The following is a 235-nucleotide window of genomic DNA, read 5'->3' as shown; positions in this document are numbered from 1 at the left end:
AATCCAGTGACAATAAGCTTATTATTACTAATATATGGTATAGGAGGAGGTTTTTTCCTACCGTCTAATACTTCAGCAATAATGGGAACTGTATCTCAAGATATGCAAGGTACTGCTGGAGCTACACAAAGAATGGTTCAAAATATAGGTATTGCTTTTTATACAGCAGTTACTTCATTATTTATCAGTAATTCATCAAATTCAGATAAACTCATAGAAGGGTCAAGTCATGCAT

General features: G+C 33.2%; 1 pseudogene. It reads left to right on the top strand.

Annotation, left to right across the window (positions count from 1 at the left end):
- Positions 1–235: pseudogene (locus J5474_RS22700) on the top strand (hypothetical protein); the annotation flags it as partial.

The sequence above is a fragment of the Sagittula salina genome, assembly GCF_017813235.1.
GTDB classification, from domain to species: Bacteria; Pseudomonadota; Alphaproteobacteria; order Rhodobacterales; family Rhodobacteraceae; genus Sagittula; species Sagittula salina.
This window is presented reverse-complemented; position numbering and strand designations above follow the sequence as displayed.